Source organism: Paenibacillus sp. FSL R10-2771 (genome assembly GCF_038000205.1).
GTDB classification, from domain to species: domain Bacteria; phylum Bacillota; class Bacilli; order Paenibacillales; family Paenibacillaceae; genus Paenibacillus_AQ; species Paenibacillus_AQ phytohabitans.
This window is the reverse complement of the sequence record NZ_JBBOBM010000001.1, coordinates 3,026,887-3,035,557: the sequence shown is the minus strand read 5'-3', so window position 1 is coordinate 3,035,557 and position 8,671 is coordinate 3,026,887. Positions and strand designations below refer to the sequence as shown.

Below are 8,671 nucleotides of genomic sequence, written 5' to 3'. Positions count from 1 at the left end.
TCCGGCCGCTCTTACAGCTTCTAGCTTCCCCTGCGGTATTCTTCGATGACGATATGGCAGTTCGTACCACTGAAGCCAAACCCGCTGATTGCAGCCATTCTGGAGCCCCGTTTGTTCTCCGGCCAATCTACCAGCTCGGTGTTGATGTAGAAGGGGCTTCCGTCCAGCCTGATCTTCTCATTAAGCCGGTTATAGTGGATCAGCGGCGGGATTTGTCTGTTTTTCAGAGACAGCAGGATTTTGATCATTCCGGCGACACCGGCGGCCATTGTGGCATGTCCGATATTGGCTTTGACTGACCCAAGCGCGCAATACTGGCTGTCCTGCGTAAATTCGCGGAACGCTTCGGTCAGGGCCTTTACTTCGATCGGATCACCCAAAGCGGTGCCCGTTCCATGCGCTTCGACATAGTTGATCTCGGCCGGATCGATGCGGAACTTCTCGTACACCCTTTTCTCCAATTGAATCTGCGAGTTCACGCTTGGTGCGGTAATGCCATTGGTCCGGCCGTCCTGATTCACACCTGAGCCGCGGATTACACCATAGATATGATCCCTGTTCTCCAGCGCCTGCTTCAGCGGCTTCAGCACCACGACCCCTACGCCCTCGCTCAGCAGGGTCCCGTCTGCTTCCTGATCGAAGGGCCTGCATACACCCTGCGCTGACAAAATCTCCATCTGGCTGCTCTGCACCATGCTGTCCGGGGTAATCATCAGCCGGATACCTCCGGCCAGCGCCATGTCACACTCCTCATTCCAGAGGCTGACACATGCCTGGTGTACGGCAACCAGCGACGAGGAACAGGCGGTATCTATTGAAATGCTCGGGCCTTTCAGATTGAGAAAATACGAGATTCGCGCAGCCAGAATCGACGAAGAAGTCCCGGTAAACGCATCTGCGGTATTGCTTAGACGGTTCGCTTCCAGATGCTTGGTATAATCGCTTGGCGCACAGCCGACAAATACGCCGCAGCGGGTATCCTGCACCGCCTGGTCGGAATATCCGGCATCCTCCAGCGCCTTCCAGGCCTCCTCCAGAAAAATCCGCTGCTGCGGGTCCATAATCTCCGCTTCCTTAGGAGAAATATTGAAGAATAACGGATCGAATTCATCCACATGGTCAAGCAGTCCGGCAACCGTACAATAAGTCTTCTGATCCGCTTTCCGGTCTTCGTCATACCATGCCCGAATATCGAACCGGTTGGCGGGAATTTCACCCGTGCTGGCTACACCGTCACGGAGATTACGCCACAGCTCTCTTGCCGAAGCGGCGCCGGGAAATCTGCCTGATAACCCGACAATCGCAATGCCTTCTGCCGCGGCGGCTGTGGCTTGGTCAGCGGAAACTCCTGGAGGAGCTTCCGGCGTGACCTTTACCGGTTCTTCCGCAGGGCGGGAGGCGGCAAAGCCCAGTTTGATCTTGCCCGTAGCCTCTGTACTTGAAGCTGCGGGAGCAATGGGGGCTGCGCCGGTTTTCAGTGTCAGCTTGGGCGCTCCAGAGGCCGGTTGTCCAGCGGATAAGGGAGCCTGCGCCGCAAGTGCTTTTTCCTCCTTGGCCTGACGCCCGGTTAGTGGCTTCAGGGATCGTGCGGCGTGCGGCGAGACTGTGGCTGGTTCAGAAGCTTTTACCGGCTCCTTAAAGTCGTTTACCGGCTCCTTCATTGGCGCTTTCGGTTTGGACGGCGCTGCTGCCGGTTTGTTTGTCGAGAATTGATCGATTAGATCATTCATATATTCATATCTATGGTTCAAACGCTGGGACTGCACAGGTTCGTGTATCTGCTCTTGCGGGTTTGCATTCGCAGCACTGGCATTGATTCCCTTCACCGGCATTGCGCCGCTGTTCTTCTGAATCTCATCTACCATATACCGGGCCAGCTCGGGAATGGTCGGATAATCATAGAGCACGATGCCGTCAAGCTGGATATGCAGCGCTTCATTCAGATCGCGGACAATTTCCACACTGCTGATCGAATCAATGCCCATTTCCTTAAAAGAAAGCTCATGGCTCAGCTCCTCCGGCTGAAGCTTCACTACCCGGCACAGCACATCCTTGACCTGCTGCTCCACGGCTTCCTGAGAGAGGGTCTGCTCTGCACCGGAAACCGCATCTCCCCGCTGCTTCAGCTCATGGATACGTCTCAGACCTTCGCGGGCCTCCAGCTTATGGTCCTTGATCTGCTTCAATATGTCCTTGATCGTCTCGCCGTTACTCATAGTACACCTCCAAAAACTGGGCTACTTCGTCCACATCCAGCTCATCCTCGTTCAGCCTGGACAACAGCTCCAGCAGATCACGGTCCTCCTGGTTAACCGATGAGGCAGAAGAGCTGGCGGATATCTCTGATACTCCTGATCCGGCAAGCCCTCCTGAGATCCCGGCTGCTTCCCCTCTTGTACCTGAAGATGTTCCTGAGACTGCGGGTACTGCCAATAATCCCGGTATTCCCGGTACTTCCGCTTCCTTAACCTGTAAAAACGACCCCAGCTTGCGCCCGATATGCGCGGCAAGAAGATTAATAGAGTAGTAGTCATAGATATCGATGGTGTCGAGCTGCAGGCTGAAGCTCTCATTGAGATCGCGCACAATTTCAACGCCGCTGATGGAATCCACACCCATATCCTTGAAATTCATATCCTCGTCCAGTTCTGCTTCATCCAGTTGTATCCGGTTAGCGATGATCCGGGTCAGTTCGTCCTTGAAGTTCCGCTCAATGTTCCGATCGGCTTCTGATGCATATATGGAAGGAATGGAGTCAGCAGGGTCTGTTGAACTGGCAAGACCTGCTGAACCGTCATGGTCCGTTAAACCGGAATGTATACCCCCGGTCGGCAGGCTTGCCTTGTTTCCTTTATCTTCAGGTGCAGACAGTGTTGCCGCCTTTACAGCTTCCCGCTCATTCCCCACTGGTTCCGCGGCCCGGTATAAGTGGCGGATCTTTGCTTTGACCTCTGAGGTGGTGAAGGTAATCCGGTGCATTTCATTCTCACGTTCCACACATTGCAGTAATGAATCCAGCACCCGGCTGGACAGCTCCTGCTTCAGCACACTGACCGTGGTCCTCGGCTTCTCGGCAATCAGCCGGGCAACCGACACCGCCTCCTGCAGCACCTTGTCCTTTGCCCGGAAGATGACGGAGGCTGATCTGCTTTTGAGCTGTTCGCCGGAATACATTTTGGCTGTGAACATCATCTCAACAGCGAGATTCTTCCCCAGCTTGTCCTCCAGAATGAAGGTTGCGCCCATCCCCGGAGTGAAGCCGTATTTGGCAAAAGCAGCGGAATACAAGCTCTCCTCAGCCATAACCACAATATCCGCATACAGTCCGAACAGCAGCCCGCCGCCGGATGCGTGGCCTTCCATTGCAGAGATCACAGGAATAGGACACTCCAGCATACCCCTGTACAAAATCGGCGCATCCGTGAAGCTCAGCTTCGAGTCGGAAATATCCAGCAGCTGCTCCTGGGTTCCGCCCATGGAGAAGATCCGGTCGTTCCCGGCAACCACAATCGACTTGATCTGCTCATCCTGCTGTGCGGCCTGGAAGCAATGGGTGAGCCCCTGTATAACCTCATGGGTAAAAGTATTGTTATGCTTGGCATCCTGAATCCGGATAATAGCGACGCCGCCCTCCACATGCTCCAGCATAACTTCATTTCCCGCATACGCCGGAATTGCTTCAGGCGCTGCGAATCCGGCAGTTGGAGCGGGTTCTGCATACTCTTGTATAGTTGTAATTAGTTGTGAAGGGTTAATCGGCTCGATCCAATAGCTTTTACGGGCAAACGGATAATGCGGCAGCGAAAGAAGCTCAGGTACGTCATTCCCGTATAATATCCGCCAGTCTATAGCTGCGCCTTCCGCCCATGCCTGGGCCAGGCGTTCAGCATCGCCCGGCGTATACGGATTAGCCTGGATTTGTACATGTCTCTGCATTTGCGCCTTACTTGCCTGCCCTTGTGCAGCCAAGCCTGCCTCTGACGTGAACAGTTGAGCGGATGCCCGCTGCTCCAAATAATCCCCGATCGTCACCAGCAGCTCACTGAGTGTACGGTACACGACAGCCAGCCGGTGCTTCATGGGTTCCCGGGCTACCTGAAGTGTATAGCTGAGCCCCGGCAACGACAGTTCCTGCACCGCCCCGGCCCTGACTTCAGCAGCCTCATAACCTTCCATACCTGCCACTCCGTGTACAAGCTGACTGCTGAGCTCTTCCACTGTTAAGTCACCGCTAACGGCAGAAGCGTTTGCCTGGATGCCAAAGCTCGCCAGGAGCCTGTCACACAGCTGGATGAATTCAACAGGCCCGAGACCCAGCTCCTCCAGGGAGTGATCCTGTCCGATCCCGGTGACCGGAAGGTCCAGCATTTGAGCAATGACCTCCTGCAGGGCAGCTGTCATGTCCTTATGACTACCGTGGCCCTCTGTTGTTCTTTGTTCCATAAAAGCTTTCATCCGCCGGGCATAAGCCTGCAGCCGTTCAGGGGTCTGCGCGGATAATATGAAGATATACGGATCATTATCAACATTCTGCTGATCCTGATTCCCGCTGCTTCTGTTGCCGGTATATTGCTCCAGAATGACATGGGCGTTAGAACCTCCCGCACCAAAAGCACTGATGCCGGCGCGTCTCGGGTACACCGTTGTCCTCCCGTTTGCGGTACGGGTGACCGGCTTCCACGGCTCCAGCTTCTGCTGAATGTAAAAGCCCGAATCGCCAAGCCGGATATGCGGGTTAATTCGTTCAGAATGAATTGATGGTACAAGCTGCCCGTGCTGCATCTGCAGAAGCACCTTGGCGATGGAGGATATGCCCGCAGCCGCTTCGGCATGGCCGATATTGGACTTGACTGAACCGATGGCACAGCTGAAGGCTTCGTCCTTATGGGGAGCAAAAGCATTCATCAGCGCTTTGATCTCAATCGGATCGCCCAGCGAGGTCCCCGTGCCATGCGCTTCGATATAATTGATGGTGCCTGCATCGATGCCGCTTCTGCGGATCGCTTCGGACAAGGCTTCCTCCTGCGCACGCTGATTGGGAACCGTGAACCCGCTGGCCTCCCCGCCATGATTAATGGCGCTGCCTTTGATCACCGCATAGATCCGGTCATGGTCCCGCTCCGCCTGCCTTAGCGGCTTGATCAGAATGGCGCCTGCTGCCTCGGCGGGCACGTAACCATCTCCGCCTTCGCCGAAGCTGCGGCACCGGCCATCCGAGGAAGCAAAATTACCCTGAGACAACAGAAGGTATTTATCCGGGTGCACGGAGAGATTAACCCCTCCAACCAGGGCCATGGCACAATCCTGATTCTTCACGCTTTGACAGGCCATGTGCAGTGCCGTCATCGAGGAGGAACACATGGTATCAATGCCCAGCGAAGGTCCGGTCAGTCCAAAATAATATGAGACCCGGTTGGCAATCGACGAGAGGGTGGAAGTGGAGACCTGCCGGCTGGTGTTGTAGAGCTGGTACTGCATCCACATGGCTCCGGCGAATACGCCTACCTTTTGACCTTTGAGCGCAGACCGGATATACCCGCCATCCTCGAATGCTTCCCAGGCCAGCTCCAGAAACACCCGCTCATGCGGGTCCATCAGCACGGCTTGATAAGGTGCCACATTGAACAGCAGTGAATCGAACTTGTCCACATCGCGGAGGAAGCCGCCCCACCTGGAGCTGTCCTTGCCCCAGCTCTCCCGGGCAATCTGCTGCTGCTCCTCATGACTCCACCTCTGCGGATCGATCTCCGATACGGCGTCCCGTCCTGCCTTGAGCAGCTCCCAATACTCGGACAGATTGTCCGCACCAGGAAATCTCCCGCTGATACCGATAATCGCGAGGTCATCCTCTTCTGTACTTCTGGCAGAACGGATAATCGGATTCGGAGCCATCTCAGGCTGCGTAGCCGCCTTTTCCTTATGTAACTCCTCATTCCATTCCCCGTCCCGGACCAAGACAGCGTCAATCCTGCTTTCTTCCCCCGGAACCATGAGCAATAGGGTTTCTTCCCGCTGCAGCGCCCATTCCAGCGCCTCTATCCCTGCGGAAGTCTCCAGGAGCGAGATGCCAAATCTGTGTTTTAGCGCAAGCTCCGTATGTTCGTCGCCCTTCATGCCGCCCTCGCGCCAGAGAGGCCAGTTGACGGACAGGGATTTGCCGCTTCTCAGCCCCTGCGCTCTCCAGAGTTCTCTTTGCTGTACATAGGCGTCCATATATAGATTGGCAAACGCATAATCGCTTTGGCTTGGATTGCCCAGAATTCCCGCCACGGAGGAAAAAGCAGCAAAAAACGTGAGCGGCTCCCCCTTGAACACTTCATCGAGATTGGCCGTCCCCTCCGCCTTCACCCGCAGCACCTGACGCAGCTCATCACTGTCCTTATGCACCAGTAACGAATCACGTGTAAGTCCCGCGCAATGAAAGATTCCGTCCAATTCCCCATATTTCTCCTTCACAAAAGCATGCAGGCGCTCGACCGATGTCCGGTCCGTTACATCACAAGCTACATAATCCAGGCGGTGATGCGCGCCTAACCCGGCTGCAGCCTCTTCCGGCAGCTTGGCAGCTCTGCCGCAGAGAATGGCTGTCCCGCCTTGCTGCAGAACATGGGCTGCCAGCTTCAGTCCAATGCCTCCGGCTCCGCCTGTAATCAAGTAGACCTGATTGCTGCGAATGGCCGTTTTACCTCCGCCAGCTACGTGTCCTGCCTTACGGTAGGTCTGTATTCTCCGTATGTCCCGCTCATACACCACACGGCGCCCGCTGTCCCAGCCCCTGTAGAGTTCATTATGGAAAATTGTCCGGAGCTGCCTGCGGTTCTCCGCATCCAGGCCGATACATTTATAAGCCACCTTATCCGTTTCGGATTGGATGCAGTGCAGGAATCCCTCCATCGCTGCATCGCCCAGATGAGCGGCAGCCCCCTCTTGATCGAAGAAATACAGCACCTTTACTGCCGATTTAATTCTGCTTCTCAGCAGCTCCCGCAGGATATAGAACATGGGAATCACCTGCTGCTCGGACTCCGGCAGACCGCCCTGCTTCCGCCCGCCGCAATTCAGGCTGTTGACCAGAACTGTGGGCATGCGGTCCGCCAGCTGTAATTCATCTGCCAATTGCTTGTAATCATCCCCGCAGTTAAAGTTCATGCGGTAAATGCCGGCTTCTGCTGCGGCAAATTGCTCTCCCGGAAGCACGAAGGTGTAGCGATTGCCTGCCTCTATTCCCGCCAGAGACAGCAGTTCATCCTGCTGCCCGCACAAGACCAGTACCTGCTCCTGCTGCCCCGGGTATCCTGACTCGCTAAGCTGTGTTAGCGGGCCGTTGATCCAAGCGGAGGTATAGGCGTGAATGGCCGCAGCGGACGGTTCCGGCTTGGCCGATTGGTTAACATCGCCAGCCGCTGTATCGGAGCTGAAAAACGAATCGCTATGCTCCCGGAGAATATACTGGCTTAACTCCTCCATCGTGGCGTATTCAAACAGCAATGTTGGGTAAAGGGGGCTTCCCAGCTTCTCTTCCAGCCGCTTGACGATGTCAAGCAAATGCTGTGAGTTCAGCCCTTGATTGTAAAAGCCCTCATCGGTCCGCAGCTCAGCCTCATCCCTTCCAGACAGACCGCTTACCAGCCGTTTCAGATAAGCGGTGACAGCAGCCTTGCGCATACCTTCTTCCGCCGGAACTCCTGCACGCACCAGCGGAGCTTGGGCTTTGACTTGGACCGGCTCCTGCTTAGCAGGTGCGGACGAAGCCACTGGGGAAGCTGCTGGAGATTGAACCTTCTGAGGCCCGCTGATCAGTTCCCTGGAGCGGATCTTCTTTAGACCCCAGCGTCTGAAGCTGGCAATCTCCTGTCCTTGCCCGTTATACACCTCGATATCGAAATACATCAGATCCTTGATGTCTCCATCCGGATACCCCTCATCCTTGATATAGACATAGATCTGCTCCTTCATCGGTTCATAGGAACGGAAGGATTCGATGAACATCGGTATGGAAGCCTGAATCTCCCTGGAGAAATCCAGCTCCTGCAATACGACGAATCCCTGAACCAGCGTTGCCGCATCCAGATAACAAGGGTGCATGTAGAACTGGTCCATATATTCCCTCGCCAGCTCGCCCAGGGTAATCTCAGCCAGGATACGCTGATCGCCGTAATACAGCTTACCCAGACCCTTCATAAATTCCAGATGGCGGATATCAATTCTCCGTACATAGCTGTAGGCATGGTCCATATCTTCCACGCGATGACTCAGACTTTTAATCTGCTGAATGTCGATTGATTTCCGCTCGCCGGTGCGCGCAGGTGACAAATGCAGCTCACAGCGCAGGTTTTCATCCCAGGTACTGTCCAGGAGCTCGTGCTCCTTAATCTTCCGGCTCTGCGCCACGACCTCGTATCCGTCCGCTTTTTTGGTGAACGAGATTTGGATTTTTTTATCATATTGTCCGCTGGTGGAGACCGGCTCGCTGAACAGAACCTTGCGCAGCTCGATATCCCGCAGGTTGATGCCCTTGGTCTGCAGGAACCGGTAGATCATGTCAAGCAGCGTCACACCCGGCATGATCCGTACTCCGTGAACCCGATGATCTCTGACGATATAATTGCTGTTTTTAATTACTGTACTGAACTTCACACCATTTAAAGCGTCCATGCGTGCACACCTCTCC

Annotated in this window: 2 protein-coding genes; both read right to left on the bottom strand. The window is 55.1% G+C overall.

Features of this window, described 5'->3' with window-relative positions; all coding sequences use genetic code 11:
- Nucleotides 1-20: 20 nt before the first annotated feature.
- Nucleotides 21-2,216 (bottom strand): type I polyketide synthase, encoded by a 2,196-nt coding sequence (locus NSU14_RS13210; RefSeq protein ID WP_340945288.1) that lies wholly within the window; start codon nucleotides 2,214-2,216, stop codon nucleotides 21-23.
- Nucleotides 2,209-8,655: an SDR family NAD(P)-dependent oxidoreductase gene (locus NSU14_RS13205; protein ID WP_340945286.1), complete on the bottom strand. Its 6,447-nt coding sequence runs from the start codon at nucleotides 8,653-8,655 to the stop codon at nucleotides 2,209-2,211. The genes NSU14_RS13210 and NSU14_RS13205 overlap by 8 nt, the downstream gene beginning before the upstream one ends.
- Nucleotides 8,656-8,671: the final 16 nt, after the last annotated feature.

What these genes read in the sequence shown, in the direction of transcription:
- NSU14_RS13205 (WP_340945286.1), bottom strand. Translation starts at nt 8,655, where the DNA reads ATGGACGCTTTAAATGGTGTGAAGTTCAGTACAGTAATTAAAAACAGC.
- NSU14_RS13210 (WP_340945288.1), bottom strand. Translation starts at nt 2,216, where the DNA reads ATGAGTAACGGCGAGACGATCAAGGACATATTGAAGCAGATCAAGGAC.